An 18,275-nucleotide genomic window follows, 5' to 3' on the forward strand; every position below is an offset into this window, starting at 1 on the left:
AGGGCACAATCAAATGTGCCCTGCCTTTTTTCTCGTTATCTCCTATTATTCTAAACCATCTATTTCTATATCCGTTACAGGTAAAAATGCTTCACCCGTATCTTGATAAGTAACGTTAACTTTATCTTGTTCTTTTAAATAGATAGCTAGAGGATTGTTTTCTGAAGATACGATATAGCTCTTACGGTTATTTAATAAGAAGGATACGATCGTATAATCTCCAACTTTTTCTTTATAAACACGCAGGACGTTTCCTGATATTTGTTTTTCTTCAGCATTCGAAGTTCCGTCCACAGATCCTCCGCCTCGTTGTAATGCTGTTTTATATTGTTTTATTGCAGCATTCGGTGTATTGGCATATACAGAGATCTCTGGATTTGCAGCAGAAACGATAAAATAGTTTTGTAAGAATCCATTCGAATCTAGAACTGGGGTCAGCCAACTTGCTTCTCCATAAAAGTTGTAGAGTACAGGCATCTCACCGTCCCATTTTTTCTCGATAAATTTCTTTTCAATGATCTCTAAAGCTCCTTCAGAATCCATATAAGATTCTTCAAGATTACCAGTGTAATAGGTTGCCTTCCCCGTTCTTGCATCTGTTAAAGAATAACCGAGCATAGAGTCGACTCCCTCTTTCGGACTTGTGAAGTCGGTAAAGTAAAACATATCTCCATTCTCATCAAAGATTGGACTTACATTAGCCTCCGTTCCTTCATCAGATGGTAGTTTTACATCCTTTTTACCAAATTTGCTGTTCCAAAATCCATGTACATAGTTACCAAAATAGCTGTTTTGAAGGCTGACTGTTTCTGGAGATACAGCCCCATCGATAAAGGCTGGAATATCCTTGATCAAATAGTTCTTTGTATTTCCATTCTCAGGATCTGTTACAACAATACCCTCTACTTTAAAGCCGTTACGAGCTGAGATGAACTCTCCATAGGACCGAATGTAGAACGGCTTTCCATCATCATTGATCTCTAGTTGTGGATCTCCGTAGAAAATGTATTCTGGAAAACTTGAACGCATGTGACGTTCAACGTTCTTATTAAAATACGAAGATGGTGTATAGCTCATCTCAGATTTAATAAACTTTGGATTGGCTGATGAATCAGTCGCGCTTAATGTAAAGTACCCTGGTGTCACATCACCGTTCCACCACTTAAAAAGTCCAGAGAACTCTACGGGTGCAATATATACATATTTACCATCCACTTTTTGTATCTGTAGATTTCCTAATTCATAAAAGCTCGTGTTTGGTACTTGACCAAATGACTTCCTCATTTTATTTCTTGCAAACTTAGGGGGCACACTTGCCGGAGTTTCCGCCTCATCAAAAGACTCAATCTCTGTCTTTTCAGTCATTTTGGATGATTGATATTTTTCGTCAGCGTTAAACAATCCGGCAGACAGAAAATAGATACCTACAATCAAGCTGATAAGAAATAAGACTAACTTGATCATTCTTTCTTTACCTGTAGCAAAAAACGCACCAATCGCAGTCACGATGATTGCTAATATCCAAATGGAAGAAAAATTACGATCAAGATTCGTTATATAATAAAAAACAAATATAACAGGAATGGTACATATAACCATACCAATCATGGCACCTGTAAGATTGTTTTTCTTTTCTTTTTTTACAGGCTTTTTGTTGCGAGAGATCGGAAAGATTACCAATGCTGCAGCAAGCCCAACAATGATGGAAAATAACAAGATGTTCATAAACTATCCCCTTTTTTAACATTTACTTCTTAACCCTATTAACCAATACGATTAAATATGTAAAAAGTTCCATAACAAATTTTTTGATGAGAAAAACTTAGAAATAAACGACCTTCTGTTTTATTTTTACTTTATAATGGAATAAAAAGGATGTGAGGGATTTGTCCTTTAGGTTTAGGTTGTAAAGCTATTCTTTAATAGTCGTTATAGCGTCCCCTAACCTCGTAAAGTTTTAATTACTAACTACCTACCTGAAGGGACAAGAGCTCCTATCCAACTTCTTCTTGATATCCTTATGCTTCTTATAGTGATTCATTTTTTAAAGTTGCAAGAGAAAAATGCAGCGATCATTACGTTGCTATTCTTGTAGATTCTTTATCTTTTAACGATGTCCATTATTCACTTTATAGGAGTTGTTACACGATGAAATACTCATCAAAAAAAGATTGGTGGCTTGGATTGATCCTCTGGGGCGCTGTTGCTTATGGCGCTTACATCAGTACATTTGCCTTAATAACAGAAAAGACAAACCTTCTAGGAATATTGATTACGGTCATCATTAATCTTGCCTTAATCGGCTTCATCAGTTGGCTTTGGTTTACAACCTATTATGTCTTAGATGAAAATGAACTAATTATTAGAAGTGGTCCGATCAAAAAAAGAATTCCATATCGTGAAATCTCATCTGCACATAAGACGCTGAATCCCATATCTAGTCCCGCACTCTCTTTAAAACGAATCAATATTACGTACCAGTTTGGATTGGCTCTTATCTCTCCAAAAAATCGAGATGAATTTTTACAAAAATTAAGTGAGAGATGTCCAAATGCAACAATCAAATATGATTAGGAGCTGCTATTGATGAATGAAACCTATCAAGCTGTTTTTTTAGATCGTGATGGAACGATCGGCGGTTCAGATCATATTGAATATCCTGGGGATTTTAAACTTTTTCATTATACAAAAGAAGTGATTCAAATCTTTAAATCCAGAAATATTCCTGTTTTTTCATTCACGAATCAACCTGGAATCAGTCGTGGTGTTGCAGCCGAAACAGATTTTTTCATTGAATTAAAAGCGTTTGGATTTGATGATGTGTACTTATGTCCGCACCACCATTCAGAAGGTTGCGAATGCAGGAAACCTTCTACTGGTATGTTAAAAAAGGCGGCAAGAGAACATCATCTGAATCTGTCAAAGTGTGTCGTGTTTGGTGACCGATGGACAGACATTGTAGCTGCCAAAACTGCTGGATGCAAGGCCATATTAGTACTAACTGGTTCTGGCAAAGCATCATGGGATCAAAATCACACCTCTTCTATTTTTCAACCTGATCATGTCTCTGCAACTTTAAAAGAAGGAATGACATGGCTGTTTGAGCATACGAATGCAATCAGCAGGTAAAATAAGTAAAAAAAACGCCTCGAAAAAATCGAGGCGTTTTACTATTAAATAAGAAAGGATTGTACAAAAACATAAAAGTTGACTGCAAATGCAAAAAAACAGAGATAGCTGATCCACTTTTTCTTTTTATGCCGTTCTTCAAATCCCATAACAAGTAATAATAAAGCTAGTGCTAGAGAAGTAAAAGGAGTAATATCAAGATTTCCTGTAGTTATGCTATAGGCCGCAAGTAATAAGACGACTGCAGAAATAGCAATTTTCAACTTGCGAAACATATAAACCTCTCCTCGTACTTTAGTGAATTCCTTTTTTCTTAAATCTACCACCTTTTACTTCAGCGATATCTGCAATCGCTAAAAAGGCACTTGTATCAAACTCATCGACAATATCTTTGAGCTTTGCCTCTTCTAAACGAGTGATCACACAGAAGACAACACCTTTTTCGTCACCCGTATACGCGCCTTCCCCTTTCAGGTATGTAACCCCACGTCCTAAGCGATGAAGAATAGCGTCTCCGATTTCTTTATGGTTATCACTGATGATCCAAGCCGACTTTGATTCCTCAAGACCTGTAATCGTTAAGTCAATCGTTTTAAAAGCGATAAAGTAAGCAATCAAAGAATACATAGCTCTATCCCATGTGAAAACAAAACCTGCCGCACCGAGAATAAAGATATTAAAGAACATAATAATTTCACCAACAGAAAAAGGCAGTTTGTTATTTGAAAGTATAGCTAAGATTTCTGTACCATCTAATGATCCACCACTTCGTATTACCATTCCGATCCCGACTCCGATAAAGATACCTCCAAAAACAGTTGCTAAAAGTAAATCGTCTGTAAATGGTGGAACTGGATGCAATAGTGTTGTGGCGATTGAAAGAACGATAATTCCATATAATGTTGAGAAAGCAAATGTTTTTCCGATCTGCTTATAACCAATAAAAATAAATGGTAAGTTTAAGGCGAATAGAAAGATACCTAATTTCAACCCTGTAATGTGTGATAGCATGATTGAGATACCCGCTATCCCCCCATCAATAACATTGTTGGGTACTAGAAAAATCTCTAGTCCGACTGCCATCAAGATGGCTCCGAAAGTAATGAGGATGGCCCTTGTCGCTAGTTTCCCTTTCGTTAGCTTTCGGTGTTGTTTCTTAATCTGTTCCATGGCTTGCGTATTTGTAATCGCTTCTCCTGTCATAAGTGTACCTCCACGCTTTCCCTTATAATCTTACGTCAATCTGTGTTTTAATGAGATCTTCCCTAGAGATCCCTAAATATTTTAGTGTTTCAGAAGGACTAGAATGGTTGAAATGCCTTTGCAATAGAGATATGGCTACTCCTCTTTTATAGGCATGGTAGCCAAATGTTTTCCGAAGTGAGTTTGTACCGATTTTACCTTTTATCCCTGCATGTTCTGCAGCTTGGTGAATAACTCGATATGCTTGCTGTCGAGTGATCGGCAACTTTGTTTTTTTAGATAAAAATAAAAAATCATCTCGCTTTAGATCTGCACATTCAACGTACTGAGTAATAATCTTCTTCACTGTTTCGTTTAAGAAAACTTCTTTATTCCCTTCTTTATTAGGAACAGAATAAAAATCATGAACGATAAAATCTTCCGATAATAAATCTTTTACTTGCATGCATAGCAGTTCAGTAATTTTCAAACCCGTGTTGATGCCTAGAACAAATAGTACATAATCACGTACAGAGTTTTTCTTTAAATAACGTTTAATCGCATTGATCTCTTTAATATCTCTTAAAGCTTCAACATATTCCATCTGAATATCCACCTTATATGATGTTACTTAATACTATTATATCAAAGGGTTATGTAACATTAAAAACATATGCTCAACTTTCAGCCTTTATTAATCTTTACTTTTTCCAAAAGAAAAAACCTCCTAAAAGAGAAGGTTTTCAACTTAGCAGGATTCCATATGATCTTCTTGAATCTTTACCGCTTTTACATCTGGAAAGAATTCCTGAATTCGAACCACTAAGTTCTCTACTCCAAAAATTTCGGTAAACGTGTGACTTCCCACATAAAAGTGGATGCCTGCAAATTTCGCATATTGTACAGAATATAATGATTGTTCTCCTGTAATATATGCATCGCAATTGTGATTCTTTGCATATTTTATGAGTGAAGTTTGGTTTCCTGCCCCAGTAAGAATACCAACCTTTTTTATGGACCGATCATGATTCTCCCATGCTTTAATGGGCTCATCCATCACACGTTCGAGACGTTCTTTTAGTTCAATAAAAGAGAGTGGTGTATGAAAAACACCGATACCCGGAAACTCTTGGTTATCCTTAAATGTGGATACAGTCGTAATCTCATCAATATGAATGCGCTCGAATAGTGCTGTACTCGTTCCAAATTCTACAAAATCAAGAGGATAATGAGTGAAATAATGAGAAATGTGATATTTTCTTAATCTATCTACGCAAACATCTTTCATTCCATACACAAAATCCCAAGCGTCATGATGGGTGATCAAGAGGTCCGCCCCGCTTCTATGAGCTTTCTCTACAGTCTCTGGTGTTAAATTTGTTGCATATGCGATTACGTTAATCTTTTTCTCGAGTTTATGTGTAAAACTATATTCTCCCTCGTTTTCAAATTCCTGCAGCCAACTTCCAAATAGTTCTGGCATTAATTTTTCGAAATCACTCGTTTTCATCATGGTATCCCCCACACTTATCATTTCTATCATTCTTACATTATTTTCTAAATACAGCTACAAAAAAAGACCAAGTTAACAAACCTCGGTCTTATTGAATGTATTTATTTCGTTTCATCCTCTAACGAACTTTCAAGATGCTTCATTAGATCAAAATAGTCATCTGGTCTTTGGAACTGATCCACAGACCAATGCTGTTTGATCCATTGAGCAACTTCACTCGCACTGTTAAATACTTCACCTGTTGTATCACTATCTCTTACTGTAAAGACCATATTGTCATAATCAACGGTTACATCACATGGGAACTTTCCGTCCTTCTTATAGAGTGAATATTCCACTTCTCTTAGCCTCCTTGTTCATTACTTTCTTACAGAAGTAATACCCACTCTCTTGCTATTTTATGACACTCCCATTTATAACTTTTTAAACAAGGTATAAAACCTCGCTGGAACGTTCATTCTGTTATAGATTGTTTTAAACGTTCTCTTAGCAAGATTGAGTCATATTAGAAAAGAACTACCTCACTATTCAAATATAGTAGGATAAGGAGTAAATGAACATGCAAAGTTTGATGATAAAAATTTTAGGTATTCCACTCGCCCTTGTATTAGCCAATTTTTTATTTAAAAGTGTTGATTTCGAGTTTGTTCAACCATTCATTTGGATTACTGTTATACTAGCTCCTCTTGGTGTACTACTAGAGTATATAATGGTTCCTCGTATCACTTATAGCAAACAATTAACCGTTGATTTTGCTACAAGTTTTGTACTCGTCTATCTACTAGGGCTAGTATTGCCTGGAGTAACCATCTCATTGTGGGGATCGTTCCTTGTAGCCATCTTGGTAACATGCATGGAGGCAATGGTTCACAAGCATTTGATCTCTGACCACATGGATCACTCATATCGATAAAACAAAAAAGTGATTCGTTCTTATTCGAACGAATCACTTTTACTGTTTTTAGCTATTTTTCACATGTATATACGAATGCAGGAGGGAAGTTTTTGGGTACAAACGCAATTTCAACGGTACGAAAAACCTCTAGAAACGTTCTTTTCATCTGAGTAGAATACTGAAATGCTACGAAAACTCCTCCTGGTCGAAGCGCGCGATATACTTCTTCAACGATTTCTCTTTGCAAGTCACGAGTGAAATTAGCAAAAGGAAGTCCTGAGAAAATCGCATCCAATGATTCTTCCTCTTTTCCACTGCTTGTTAGAATGTGACGGGCATCTTCACAGACAGTACTTTCAGGAAAATAGAGTTTAAGTTTTTTTCTCATCTCATCATCTTTTTCAAATATATAAAGCTCTGAGTTAGACTTCATATTGCGTAAAATTTGTTTTGTTATAACTCCTGTACCTGCTCCTAATTCAGCAGCGATGTCAATATGATCCCAGCAAAGTTGAGTGGTCATCTTCTTAGCTAAGCTGAGAGAGCTTGGAAAAAGACTCCCGACTTGTTTTGGTGATTGAAAAAACTTTTGTATAAATAATGGGGTTCCACCTTCCACCCTCAACACCTACTCTAATTCCGATTATTACAATCAATTTTATCTAGTATATTCAGTAAACTTTTGTTGGTGAGAAAATAAGGAATGCTTGAAATCTTTTTCCACTTATTTCGTTTGTTCAGTCATACTTCAGGGAATATTTATGTGTAGCACATTCGACAACTCGGCAGTTTTTCACTTTTTTTCTGTAATTCAAAAGTGGTAAAAATTATAATTGATTATTATGTAAGGTTTTGTTACATTAAAAAATGTTGTACAGCTGAGATAGACAAAAGATTAAATGAGGTGTATGTATGGATTGGATCAACAATTTCATAGGAAGTGTTAACACATATTTATGGTCGTATATCCTAATTGTTATGTTAATTGGGTTAGGACTTTATTTTACGGTTCGAACAAAGTTTGTTCAGTTCCGCATGTTTGGAGAGATGATCAGGCTTTTGGGTGAAGGTGCAAAAGCTGATAAGAAAGGCGTTTCTTCGTTTCAAGCTTTCTGTATCAGTACCGCTTCACGCGTAGGTACAGGTAACTTAGCTGGTGTAGCACTTGCCATTACGGCAGGTGGACCTGGAGCTGTTTTCTGGATGTGGCTCATCGCATTAATCGGTTCTGCATCTGCATTCGTAGAGAGTACGTTGGCTCAAATCTACAAAGTTCGAGATGGAGTCGCTTTCCGTGGTGGACCTGCATACTACATGGAAAAAGCATTGAATGCTCGTTGGATGGGTGTCATTTTTGCCATTTTAATTTCTATTACGTTCGGACTTGCCTTTAACTCTGTTCAATCGAATACGATTGCAAGTGCATTTGGACAATCTTTTGATATAAAACCTGTTTATGTAAGTATTTTCTTAGCGGTTGTAACTGCAATTATCATTTTTGGTGGAATCAAACGAATCGCTAAAGTATCAGAGATCATCGTTCCGATCATGGCTGGACTTTATATTCTTGTAGCTCTGTTTGTGATGGTTACAAATCTTACAGAACTTCCTGCCGTTTTTAGCATGATCTTTGAAGGAGCTTTTGGTGTAGAAGAAGTAGCGGGAGGAGCATTGGGCGCAGCGATGATGAATGGTATCAAGCGTGGTCTATTCTCCAATGAAGCAGGTATGGGTAGTGCACCGAACGCAGCAGCTACAGCAGATGTGAGTCATCCAGTTAAACAAGGATTGATTCAGTCTCTAGGTGTTTTTGTAGACACACTTTTGATTTGTTCATCTACCGCTTTTATCATTCTATTATCAGGGATGTACGACTCCAAGGAAGCGGATGGAATAATCTTAACGCAGGAAGCTTTAAACACTTTACTTGGATCTTGGGGTGGCCCATTCTTAGCCATTATCGTCATGTTGTTCGCATTTAGTTCAGTAGTAGGAAATTATTATTACGGTGAATCTAACATTGAGTTTATCAGTACGAACAAAACGTGGTTGTTTATCTACCGTTTAGCCGTTGTAGCTATGGTTGGATACGGTGCAATTGCATCGCTTGATTTTGTTTGGAGTTTAGCTGACATGTTCATGGGACTTATGGCGATCATCAACTTAATCGCTATTGCATTGCTTGGGAAAATTGCTTTTGATGCACTTGGGGACTACCTGAAACAAAAGAAAGAAGGTAAAGATCCCGTTTTCCGACCGTCTAGTATCGGACTAAAAAACACAGAAGCTTGGGATGAAGTTTCTACAGAGAAATAAATAAAAAATGAAAGAAGACTTCCGGAGTGAAGTCTTCTTTCATTTATGTTAGTTTAAAATTGACGAAGATTTGCTAGCAAATCAATAAACTGGCAATGGTTAGCCCATTTATAATTACCATTTATCACTCAACCTATTTTAAGTTGCATTTTCCTCTGCAGGCGGGGAAAGTAAATTCTTCAATTGTTGTTCAAGATCCTGCAAAGAAAGTTCGTATAAATGACGTCCATCTGCTGTCTTATAGATATTATGTAACAATAGATCAGCAATTAAATTCTCTCTTTTTAGATGGTCCGCTGACACGTTCAATCCCTCCTGTAAATCTCTTCAACATTTTACTTACCCTGAAATGATGGAGAAAAAACTTCCATTCATAGTTTATGTAAAAAAAACGACGAAGGTGTTGTATTTTTTAACCATTATCTTCCGTCAAGGTTACCCGCTTTTGGTTAAATTGTCAATTGTTTCAAGACAATATTTGGCGTCGATACTGTAAAAAATTTGCTAAGAAAATGGTGTGCTAAATTTCTCATCAGACCTATATAGAAAAAGGAGAGTTGTTATGTTTGAAGGTGGTTTAAACATAGATTATTTTATACTTTTACTTGCCATTCTACTCTTACTAGGCGTAATTACTACGAAGTTCTCTTCACGCTTTGGTGTACCTGCCCTTGTGCTTTTTATTGGAATAGGGATGCTTGTAGGAAGTGATGGACTTAATTTTATATATTTTGATGATCCACACTTAAGTCAGCTGGTCGGTGTAATTGCTCTTATTATTATTTTATTTGAGGGTGGTCTTCAGACAAAATGGACGAGCGTAAAACCTGTCCTACCCACTTCACTGTCACTCGCAACATTTGGTGTATTCCTTACAACAGCTGTTGTTGCGGTGTCTGTTAAGTTATTATTGGATGTTAATTGGCTAGAAGCATTTTTGTTCGGTTCGATTGTTGGCTCTACAGATGCAGCTGCAGTTTTCTCGGTTTTGGCCGGAAAAAATGTGAAAGAGAAGCTTTCTTCAACATTAGAAGCAGAATCTGGTTCCAATGATCCAATGGCAGTATTTTTAACGATTACCTTTATTGAACTGCTTACAAAAGACTCAACTTCCATTATAGGACTTGTCTTCTCATTCTTTTGGCAGATGGGTATGGGAGCTGTATTTGGCTATATATTTGGTAAGCTTACCGTTTATGCGATCAACCGTATTAGGCTTGAATCCAGTGGACTCTATCCGGTTTTCGCTCTTTCTTTTGCTATCCTAACATATGGGATTACGATGCTTGCTGGAGCAAGTGGACTGCTTGCTGTATATGTTGCAGCTGTGTTTATGGGGAATAGTCATCTTACATACAGAAATTCAATCGTAAGGTTTAACGAGGGTTTCGCTTGGATGATGCAGATTTTAATGTTTGCGATCTTAGGTTTACTTGTTTTTCCGAGTGAGCTGTTTCATATCGATATTATGCTGAAAGGCTTGATGATCTCTTTCGTGCTTATTGTTATCGCACGTCCAATTGGTGTTTTCCTAAGTATGCCAACTTCTGCTTTCTCAATAAACGAAAAAATATTTATCTCGTGGTCTGGTCTTCGTGGTGCTGTTCCTATTGTTCTCGCTACGTTCCCACTCATTGAAGGTGTTGAGAACAGCCAGTTGCTCTTTAATCTGGTTTTCTTCGTTGTTCTTACATCAGCACTCATCCAAGGATCAACCATTCCTTGGGTAGCTCAGAAATTAAAATTAACGGAAAAAGAAAGACCGACATCCCCACATGTTTTAGAACTTGTTTCAATGGGTAAAGCCAATGCAGAAATCGTAGAATTCTTTGTACCCGATCATGCAAAAATCATCGGACAGACACTTGAGGAAATTTCCTTACCAAAAGAATCTATTGTAAGTGCAATGATTCGAGGCGATGAATTGATCACACCAACAGGGAGAACAGAGATTCACGCTCACGATATTCTTTACATCATGGCACATAAAACAAAACTGAAGAGTGTAACGGATTATTTATCCAAACAAAACATTGAAAAGAACTAAAGAAAAAGCCGGGAAGCTCTTCCCCGGCTTTTCTTATGCACCTTTTTCTACCTGTACTTGATGAGGGTATGGAATCTCGATGCCATTAGCATCCAAAGCTTCTTTTAAAGCTTTACGCAACTCTCTTTCGACCGCCCACTGTTCTCCGTTAATCGTCTTAGAAATGATTCGAATCACCACATCAGACGATCCTAACATTTGAACACCCAACACATTTGGACCTTCCATTATACTCGGATTCTTTTCTTTTACTTTGTCACAAGCATCTTGTAGTATGACGAGGGCCTTGTCTATATTTTCTTCATAGGCAATACCTATATCAACAAGTGCACGCATATTACCCCGTGTATGGTTCGCAATCGTACTGATCTCACGGTTCGGCATATAGTTCAATGTGCCATCAAATGCTCGTATGTGAGTCGTTCTCAGACCCACTTCTTCTACAATACCATCGACCCCGCCAATCGTAACATAGTCTCCGACCTCCATCTGCTTTTCAAGAAGAATGAAGAAACCTGTTACAACATCACTTACGAGTCCCTGCGCTCCAAAGCCTATAGCTAATCCAACTACCCCTGCCCCTGCTATAAGAGTACCTATTTCAAGTCCGAACTGCTTAAATATAATACCAGCAAAAACAAAGATCAATACGTATGAAAACAGGTTGACCACAAGCTTTTGCAACGTAATAATTCTTCCTGAAGACATCTTTCTATGTGTTGCTGCCTTATCAAACATTCGGTTGATCACACGTCTACCGATCGAACGAATCACCAAGAACATGACGATGATCAATAGAAACTTCACTGCCCATAAACCAGCCGCAAGCATAATCTCAGCCCAGTTTATTTTTTCCAGCCACTTTTGCCATTTTTCCAAAAAAACCACTCCCACGATGTACAATAGAATACTCCTTATTGTACAAAGCTTCGAGTGGCTTTTCAATCATTTACAAAAAACTATGGTGCCATAACAGGCGTACGATCAATCTTGAAGCCCATATCTTCTAACATCTTATAATCTGCTGTTGACTCTTGTCCTCTCGTCGTTAGATAGTCACCTACAAATATGGAGTTCGCGGCATACAGACCGAGTGGCTGAAGACTTCTTAAATTCACCTCACGCCCACCTGATATTCTAATCTCCTTCGTAGGATTAATATAACGAAATAATGCAAGTACTTTTAAACAGTAGCGTGGATCTAGCTCATCTGTACCTTCTAACGGTGTACCATCAATGGCATGCAAGAAATTAACTGGTATAGAATCTGCGTCAAGTACGTTAAGGCTTCTTGCCATATCAATAACATCTTGTTTCGTCTCTTTCATACCTATAATCACTCCTGAGCATGGAGAGATACCGCTTCCCTTAACGATGTTGACCGTATTCACTCGATCATCGTATGAATGAGATGTTGTAATATTTTCGTGATTTCGAGCGGAAGTGTTGAGATTATGGTTGTATCGATCAACACCCGCTTCCTTTAAACGCTCTGCTTGTTCTGGTTTTAATATCCCTAAGCAAGCACACACCTTTATGCCATATGTATTCTTTATTTCTTTGACAGCATCAACCACTTTATCCACATCACGATTAGTCGGACCACGACCACTAGCAACAATGCAATACGTTCCAACGTTTAAGTTATACGCTGCTTCGGCTCCTTTTACGATCTCATCACTATCCATCATTCGATAAGTCTCGATGGGTGCAGTCGAAACGATAGATTGTGAGCAATAGCCACAGTTCTCTGGGCACGCGCCTGACTTTGTATTTATAATCATATTGAGTTTGACAAGATTGCCATAATAATGCTTTCTGATCTGATAAGCGCCATGCAGCAATAATAATAGGTCGTCATCAGGACAATTTAAGATATCAAAAGCTTCTTCATTCGTAATCTTTTCTCCACTCAAAACTTTTTTTGCAAGAGCATTCCAAATCATTATGAACTACACTCCTTTATGATGCATGTTTTGTTCGTTGAGGAATTGCCTTTTTACGCGCAAAATTTATTCTCGGAGCTAGCATACCTGCACAAATTGCTAGAATGATATCTTTAGGTAGAGGAACCATCATCCACGCCCATGCCATAGAGTACGTGAAACCTTCTGGTGCATCTGCCCACATTTTATACGCCATGAACATGAGGTTTGTCCCTACAATATAGTTAACCGCTGTTCCAACAAGGGTCGCTACGATATATGAAGCTTTTCCACCATTCTTTTCAATGATTAATCCCGTTAGAAAAGCAACAAGAATATACGATAATAAAAACCCGAAGGTCGGACTGATCACGGTTGCAAAGCCACCTTTAAATTGAGCGAAGACAGGTGCTCCAACTAATCCGACTAGTACGTATACACTCATCGAGATTGCACCTAATCTGCTTCCTAACAATGCTCCTGCTAGAATACAAAAAAAGGTCTGCAGCGTGATCGGTACTCCCCCAACCACCATGAACGGAAACATGGTCGTGATGTTCGCACCAATCGCCATTAACGCTACAAACATACCGACTAACGTAATATCAATCGTTTTCAAGCCATTTCTTTGTGCTGTCATCTTCACAAACCTCCACATATAAGTTCTGTATACGCTTTTAGAATAGCGAAGGATGGCAAATACGTCAACTTAAAATAATTTAAAGTTAACATATATTCAAAAAAGTAAACCATTCTAAATGGTTAGAATGGTTTACTCCTTTTTACAATTACACAACTGGCTATCGGTATGCTGAATTCAACGTCCTCAAGCAGTTTGACTTCAATAATCTTATTTATCTCCCGTAAACTTGATTCCTTTAACAAAATATCGATTAAAGAATGCGTACAGGACGATAATCGGTAAGGTAAAGACCATCGATGCGGCCATAATATAGTTCCAAAAAGAGATAAACTGGCCTTTGAACGAGTTCAATCCTCCTGATATTATTAGTATAATATGAATCCAAAACGTTTTCGGTCTTATTCTAAGTAAAAACCACTATTTGTGGTTTTCAATTGTTGATTCTCACTTTATAAATGTCGTTTGCAGTACTTTTATCTTTTCTACTTCTTTCCCTTCCAACAGATTTGTAAGAAGTTTTGTCGCTTCAAACCCTAGTTGATATCGATCTTGTGCAATTGTAGATAATGATGGAGTTGAATAAGCAGATAAGATAATGTTGTCAAATCCGACAACAGATAGATCTTTAGGAAGTGTTTTACCCATCTTTTTCGCTGCTCTTATTGCCCCATTGCCATAAGATCACTTGCACAAAATAATGCAGAAATCTCAGGATATGCTTTTAATAGTTTGGTGGTTTCCCGTTCTGCTGTATCCTCCAAAAAAGCTCCGTTTACAACATAACTTTCATTGAAAGAAATACAATTCAAAGCCGCTTGGTAACCAGCTAACCGTTCTCTGCTGACAAAAGCTTGACTATGCCCATTAATCATCGCAATATGTTTATGACCTAAATTCAGGAGATGTTCTACCGCTGTTTCTGCGCCTCCTTTATTGTCGGTTGTTACATAGCCAACCGAATCACTCTCTATCGGAATATCTATAAGAATACAAGGAATATCACTTTTTAATACTTCGTCTAAATACGGATCATCCGTCTTGATTCCTTGTAGGATCACCCCTTCTACTTTTCTTTCCTTGCACAACTGGTTATACGTTTTTTCCTGCTGTTTCTTAGAATCAGTACTGATCAAAACCAGTTCATATCCTAATTCACCAGCACAGTCATTTACTCCGCAAAGTACCTCAAAGGTAAAATTATCTTTACTTCCTTCAATCCGAAGGCCAGATACGAGCAATCCAATGGTTTTTGTTTTTTTCATTACAAGGCTTCGTGCTAGTAAACTAGGACTATAATTAAGTTCCTTAGCGATCATCTTTATTTTTTCTCTTGTTTTTTCGCTCACATCCGAGTAGCCGTTCAACGCTCTGGAAACCGTTGTTACGGATACACCTGCTTTTTTTGCAACATCTCTTATTGTGGCCATACATTATCCTCCAAAACGTTTTGGAACTGATTAGTTGTTATCTTAACGCTTTTTGGTATCGCTTTCCAGTATTCGTTTTATAGCATGCAAAAAACCCTGCGTGTAATCTTTCAAGACTACTTTCAGGGTTTCTTTTGCATCTACTTGTTTTCTTCTACTTTTTCATGAGGAACTTCTTCTGTTGGAGTTACGGGTTCAGAAGTACGTTCAGCAACAGGCTCTTCTTTCCAAGATTCTTTTTCATTATGAATCTGGTGCAGCTTTTTCACTTGTCGCTGCAGCTGAATCACTTTAATCAATCCAAACAGTCCGACGGATAGGCCGCCGATTACGGCTGATCCTAAAATGACGAGTACTAATGGCCAGTTGGCAGTTCCAAAGAGGTAGTTGATCTCTACGTCACCGACGTTAATAACGGCGAATGTTGCAATGATTAGTGCGAAGATAAAACCAAATAACAGATACAATTGCATTTTCATTATTATCACCTCATTCTTATCTATTCCCTCATTGAAAGGGAATTCCACCTAAATTTTTACGGAAATTTTTCTGAAAGTTAAGCAGTTATGATTTCGGGTATCCTTATACTATGAGGAGGTGCTTCATTGACGATTAAAGCTTTTGTTTATGACGCATACGGAACACTTTTCGATGTACATTCGGTAACTGAAAAAGCCGAGCGTCATTTTAAAGGGCATGGTAAAACAATTAGTGAAGAATGGCGAAAAAAACAAGTAGAGTACTTTATGCTTCACCAGCTAACTGGCCAATACATTCCTTTTTCCGAAATCACCCGCAATGCTCTTTTGTATACTTTAAAAAAATTCTCTCTGCAATGCAAAGAAGATGCACTTGGTTCCTTATTGGAAGCTTATTTAGAGTTGCAAGTCTATGAAGAAGTTCACAACACTCTTCATGAGATCCATAAGAAAAATGTAAAACAAGTTATTTTTTCGAACGGAACATATCAGATGCTTGAGCCACTAGTTAAAAAGAGAGAACTGACTGATGTTCTAGATTTATTATCCATTGAGGATGTTAAACAATATAAACCTGCACCCGCTGCATATCAGTATGCTCATCATACACTTGGTATAAACCGTGATGAAATTCTATTTATGAGCTCTAACTTTTGGGACATAACGGGTGCAGCAACATATGGTTTTAAGACTGCATGGATCAATCGAGGAAATCTACCGTTAGATGTTCTCGGGATTACACCTCATTATATATTTTCATCCCTTCTTGATCTGTTGAACGAAAGAGAGCTGCGCTCAAAATGAGGCAGCTCTTAGCTATCTTTCGTATGGCTTCTAGGATTGACTATATAATCCGGTATTAACAGAGTACCGATGAAGAATAAACTACCCCCACCTATGCGAATAAGCCTATCATGTTCAGTATCTATCATAAAAGAACTTAACATGATTAGTGCACCTATCATTACGAATGTAATACCCCAATATCGATATTTCAATATAAGCACTCCTTGTTTTAAAAAGTTAATTTATCCATTTCATAATGAATGGCTTTTTTTCTTCCAACTCTTTTTCTTGTTTTTCTGAAGTAGGAATTTGCTCTTTTTCCTCATTACGAATTTTTGGTTCTGCTTTGGATTCAGAAAAGTTGATGTGAGTTACAAACCAGCCTTTATCCTCTTTCTGTATACGAACCCATACATCTTTTTGACAATCTGCACAGGATTCCATTTTGTAGTAGTGAAGTTTGTAAATATATTCCTTACTGTTTATACGATATTCAAACTGATCTAACTCTTTAAATGAGTATGTAGGTTGTTCTTCTTTATTCGTTTCTGAAATAATATCCACGTATTTCTTTTTTTCTGAATCGGTGAGTAATATGTATTTCATGGATTCATTATTAGCCAATTCAGCCTTTCCCCATTGCCTTGCAATCCCTTGGGTTTCAACGTTATGATCATCGACGTCTACAAAAACAAAGATAATAGAACTAACGATCAACAACGCAAATAACATACGTATTGTAAAACTAGTTGTCTTATTATCTTCTTTTACATTTAACTTAAATTCTATTCTGTCTTGATGCATCTCTTGCTCCTGAATTCCTAGTCTCCACACTCACAACTGTTTGCCATGTTTCAGGTTTATGACACTTCATCGCAGGAGTTAAATAGATTTCTTTATAACTTGTTTTCAGGGAAAGACTCTCTTGATCAGCAAAACTCATTATTTCCTTTAATGCCTCAATCGAGTTTTGATAATGACCAATATGTAACTTTTGCACACAAGTAATCGACTCATTAGAAATGAGTTTCAATGATGGCAGTTTCTTTCCTAGTCTCTTTTCAACATTAAAACATGCTTCATTGAATAATTCGTCGGTTATACAATCGGGGACTTGCATCATTTGTGTTGCAATGGATTTACTATCATTTTTATCGTGCCAAAGAATCTCATGTGGCATTAAAGTAAATTTATAACTCAACTGATTTTTTGTTAAATGTTTAAGCTGATTTACCACTTTCCAAACAACCCATTGCTGATCAATTGGCTCAGGCCTTCCTGCCCAATCCATATGATAGGCAGTGTTCATCTCTTGCGAAACAAACTTCATAGCTGGTATTTCAAGGACTGCAACAGGCCCCGGTTTCATTTTATAGATCTCAGAATGAATGTTTCGATGGTCATGAGTCCTTAACTTTATTGTCATCATGATACCTCCTTCATTATAAGAATTGGAAAATAATGATAATTAAAGAATAGCATAAAATAAACTAATTTTCTTTACAAAGGAGAGATTACATTGAACAAAAAGAGGTTTATAGGATTAGGAATGTTTTTTCTTTCTTTTGTGATTATCTTCATACTTTTAAATACTTACTCGTTGGCTCTGACACCGAAAAAACACATTGAAAGGATAGAAAAATACGGCTGGAAAACAGACTTTTATTTTCCACGTAAGCAAGAATTTGTGATTCCTACTCACTCTGAGTCGCTGCATACATACCAACTTGCGGATGTTATTTTCATAATCTAGAACAGGGTACTCTTGAACAATATATATATCGGCTAAAAGGGAACTGTAGGAACCATCATCTTGAAGCTGTCCTATTAACGCATGAAAAGCATATAGTTGATAGCTTTATTCGTATGTCTGAAAGCGATCCTGGAATTGTAAAAATGATGGACCAACATGTATTCATAGAGCAAATTTGTC

At 37.2% G+C, this 18,275-nt stretch carries 20 protein-coding genes and 2 pseudogenes; 6 read left to right on the forward strand and 16 right to left on the reverse strand.

All coding sequences use genetic code 11. The features are described from left to right. Nucleotides 1-45: 45 nt before the first annotated feature. The gene (locus ACFS5O_RS17725; RefSeq protein ID WP_205725772.1) at nt 46-1,725 is read right to left on the reverse strand and encodes a hypothetical protein; all 1,680 of its coding nucleotides are present in this window, start codon (nt 1,723-1,725) and stop codon (nt 46-48) included. A 423-nt stretch (nt 1,726-2,148) separates the two neighbouring features. Here ACFS5O_RS17725 and ACFS5O_RS17730 point away from each other — a divergent pair, with 423 nt between their 5' ends. Beyond that, nucleotides 2,149-2,574: a PH domain-containing protein gene (locus tag ACFS5O_RS17730; RefSeq protein WP_205725771.1), complete on the forward strand. Its 426-nt coding sequence runs from the start codon at nt 2,149-2,151 to the stop codon at nt 2,572-2,574. A gap of 12 nt (nt 2,575-2,586) precedes the next feature. Further along, nucleotides 2,587-3,129: an HAD-IIIA family hydrolase gene (locus tag ACFS5O_RS17735; RefSeq protein WP_205725770.1), complete on the forward strand. Its 543-nt coding sequence runs from the start codon at nt 2,587-2,589 to the stop codon at nt 3,127-3,129. A 44-nt stretch (nt 3,130-3,173) separates the two neighbouring features. Here ACFS5O_RS17735 and ACFS5O_RS17740 read toward each other — a convergent pair whose 3' ends face one another. The 5 genes from ACFS5O_RS17740 to ACFS5O_RS17760 form a co-directional block, all read right to left on the reverse strand. Next, nucleotides 3,174-3,404 (reverse strand): hypothetical protein, encoded by a 231-nt coding sequence (locus tag ACFS5O_RS17740; RefSeq protein WP_205725769.1) that lies wholly within the window; start codon nt 3,402-3,404, stop codon nt 3,174-3,176. A gap of 19 nt (nt 3,405-3,423) precedes the next feature. Continuing rightward, the gene (locus tag ACFS5O_RS17745) at nt 3,424-4,332 is read right to left on the reverse strand and encodes a YitT family protein (RefSeq protein WP_379839509.1); all 909 of its coding nucleotides are present in this window, start codon (nt 4,330-4,332) and stop codon (nt 3,424-3,426) included. Nucleotides 4,333-4,354: 22 nt separating this feature from the next. Further along, on the reverse strand, nt 4,355-4,915 hold the full coding sequence (locus ACFS5O_RS17750) for a tyrosine-type recombinase/integrase (protein ID WP_205725768.1): 561 nt from the start codon (nt 4,913-4,915) through the stop codon (nt 4,355-4,357). 144 nt (nt 4,916-5,059) lie between these two features. Beyond that, nucleotides 5,060-5,824 (reverse strand): Nif3-like dinuclear metal center hexameric protein, encoded by a 765-nt coding sequence (locus ACFS5O_RS17755; protein ID WP_379839511.1) that lies wholly within the window; start codon nt 5,822-5,824, stop codon nt 5,060-5,062. Nucleotides 5,825-5,925: 101 nt separating this feature from the next. Beyond that, nucleotides 5,926-6,162, reverse strand: coding sequence for a hypothetical protein (locus ACFS5O_RS17760; protein ID WP_205725766.1), 237 nt, complete (start codon nt 6,160-6,162; stop codon nt 5,926-5,928). A 221-nt stretch (nt 6,163-6,383) separates the two neighbouring features. Here ACFS5O_RS17760 and ACFS5O_RS17765 point away from each other — a divergent pair, with 221 nt between their 5' ends. Continuing rightward, a complete protein-coding gene (locus ACFS5O_RS17765; protein ID WP_205725765.1) occupies nt 6,384-6,737 on the forward strand; it encodes a DUF2512 family protein in 354 nt (117 codons plus the stop codon). A 52-nt stretch (nt 6,738-6,789) separates the two neighbouring features. Here the strand turns inward: ACFS5O_RS17765 and ACFS5O_RS17770 are convergent, their stop codons facing one another. Continuing rightward, entirely contained in the window at nt 6,790-7,338 is a 549-nt protein-coding gene (locus ACFS5O_RS17770; RefSeq protein ID WP_318300181.1) for a class I SAM-dependent methyltransferase, read from the reverse strand. A 293-nt stretch (nt 7,339-7,631) separates the two neighbouring features. Here ACFS5O_RS17770 and ACFS5O_RS17775 point away from each other — a divergent pair, with 293 nt between their 5' ends. Next, entirely contained in the window at nt 7,632-9,035 is a 1,404-nt protein-coding gene (locus tag ACFS5O_RS17775) for an alanine/glycine:cation symporter family protein (protein ID WP_205725764.1), read from the forward strand. A 138-nt stretch (nt 9,036-9,173) separates the two neighbouring features. Here the strand turns inward: ACFS5O_RS17775 and ACFS5O_RS17780 are convergent, their stop codons facing one another. Further along, on the reverse strand, nt 9,174-9,338 hold the full coding sequence (locus ACFS5O_RS17780) for a Fur-regulated basic protein FbpA (protein WP_318300180.1): 165 nt from the start codon (nt 9,336-9,338) through the stop codon (nt 9,174-9,176). A 259-nt stretch (nt 9,339-9,597) separates the two neighbouring features. Here ACFS5O_RS17780 and ACFS5O_RS17785 point away from each other — a divergent pair, with 259 nt between their 5' ends. After that, nucleotides 9,598-11,082: a potassium/proton antiporter gene (locus ACFS5O_RS17785; protein WP_205725762.1), complete on the forward strand. Its 1,485-nt coding sequence runs from the start codon at nt 9,598-9,600 to the stop codon at nt 11,080-11,082. A gap of 33 nt (nt 11,083-11,115) precedes the next feature. On the opposite strand, the gene ACFS5O_RS17790 is transcribed toward ACFS5O_RS17785, so the two are convergent. The 6 genes and pseudogenes from ACFS5O_RS17790 to ACFS5O_RS17815 all read right to left on the reverse strand — a co-directional run bounded on the left by ACFS5O_RS17790 (nt 11,116) and on the right by ACFS5O_RS17815 (nt 15,556). Continuing rightward, nucleotides 11,116-11,913 carry a mechanosensitive ion channel family protein gene (locus ACFS5O_RS17790; protein WP_205727234.1) on the reverse strand — a complete coding sequence of 266 codons (798 nt, stop codon included), beginning with the start codon at nt 11,911-11,913 and terminating at the stop codon, nt 11,116-11,118. Between the two features lie 128 nt (nt 11,914-12,041). After that, nucleotides 12,042-13,028 (reverse strand): biotin synthase BioB, encoded by a 987-nt coding sequence (gene bioB, locus ACFS5O_RS17795; protein WP_205725761.1) that lies wholly within the window; start codon nt 13,026-13,028, stop codon nt 12,042-12,044. A gap of 16 nt (nt 13,029-13,044) precedes the next feature. Then, complete coding sequence (locus ACFS5O_RS17800; protein WP_205725760.1) at nt 13,045-13,647, reverse strand: biotin transporter BioY; 603 nt, start codon at nt 13,645-13,647, stop codon at nt 13,045-13,047. A 210-nt stretch (nt 13,648-13,857) separates the two neighbouring features. After that, nucleotides 13,858-14,004, reverse strand: a pseudogene (locus ACFS5O_RS17805) (carbohydrate ABC transporter permease); the annotation flags it as partial. A gap of 90 nt (nt 14,005-14,094) precedes the next feature. After that, nucleotides 14,095-15,077 (reverse strand): annotated as a pseudogene (locus ACFS5O_RS17810) (LacI family DNA-binding transcriptional regulator). 140 nt (nt 15,078-15,217) lie between these two features. Continuing rightward, nucleotides 15,218-15,556: a LapA family protein gene (locus tag ACFS5O_RS17815; RefSeq protein WP_205725759.1), complete on the reverse strand. Its 339-nt coding sequence runs from the start codon at nt 15,554-15,556 to the stop codon at nt 15,218-15,220. Nucleotides 15,557-15,682: 126 nt separating this feature from the next. On the opposite strand from ACFS5O_RS17815, the gene ACFS5O_RS17820 reads away from it, so the two are divergent. Further along, entirely contained in the window at nt 15,683-16,360 is a 678-nt protein-coding gene (locus ACFS5O_RS17820; RefSeq protein WP_205725758.1) for a haloacid dehalogenase type II, read from the forward strand. Between the two features lie 219 nt (nt 16,361-16,579). On the opposite strand, the gene ACFS5O_RS17825 is transcribed toward ACFS5O_RS17820, so the two are convergent. Together ACFS5O_RS17825 and ACFS5O_RS17830 are read right to left on the reverse strand one after the other, a co-directional pair. Beyond that, a complete protein-coding gene (locus ACFS5O_RS17825) occupies nt 16,580-17,146 on the reverse strand; it encodes a hypothetical protein (protein ID WP_205725757.1) in 567 nt (188 codons plus the stop codon). Beyond that, nucleotides 17,121-17,771 carry a hypothetical protein gene (locus ACFS5O_RS17830; protein WP_379839516.1) on the reverse strand — a complete coding sequence of 217 codons (651 nt, stop codon included), beginning with the start codon at nt 17,769-17,771 and terminating at the stop codon, nt 17,121-17,123. The genes ACFS5O_RS17825 and ACFS5O_RS17830 overlap by 26 nt, the downstream gene beginning before the upstream one ends. Nucleotides 17,772-18,275 lie beyond the last annotated feature (504 nt).

The organism is Fictibacillus nanhaiensis, assembly GCF_042686385.1.
Classification (GTDB): Bacteria; Bacillota; Bacilli; order Bacillales; family Fictibacillaceae; genus Fictibacillus; species Fictibacillus nanhaiensis.